This window comes from Corallococcus sp. AB049A (assembly GCF_003668885.1).
GTDB lineage: Bacteria > Myxococcota > Myxococcia > Myxococcales > Myxococcaceae > Corallococcus > Corallococcus interemptor.
In genome coordinates this window covers 1-387 of sequence record NZ_RAWL01001449.1, presented here as the reverse complement: position 1 = coordinate 387, position 387 = coordinate 1, and the positions used below count along the sequence as shown (strand labels likewise).

Sequence of the window (387 nt, the reverse complement as noted above, 5' to 3'; positions counted from 1 at the left end):
GCCTTCGACAGTTCTCCGCGATCCTTCGAATCGACACGGGGTCGGATCCCGTTGCTACGCAACGGGCTCTGACCCGATTTTCGGTTGATGGGGTCAGAACCGTTCTCCGTTGGAAAACGGATCCGACCCCGCGCGGCTCAGGCGCCGGTCGCCACCGGGCGGCTGCTGTCGCTGACCCACCCGCTCCAGGAGTCGGCGTAGATGCGCGCGCCGGACAGGCCCGCCGTTTCCATCGCCAGCAGCAGATGGCAGGCGGTCACGCCGGAGCCGCACATCAGCACCACCTGCTGCGGATCGCGGTTGCCGATCACGCCCTGCAGTTCGGCGCGCAGCGCCTGTGGGTCGCGCAGGTGGCCATCGAGTACGTTCAAGGCGAACGGGCGGTTG

General features: G+C 67.7%; 1 protein-coding gene. It reads right to left on the bottom strand.

Annotation, left to right across the window (positions count from 1 at the left end; translation table 11 throughout):
• Positions 1 to 137 precede the first annotated feature (137 nt).
• Positions 138 to 387: sulfurtransferase (locus D7X55_RS47420; protein ID WP_368666536.1), on the bottom strand; the 250-nt coding region annotated here is incomplete at its 5' end.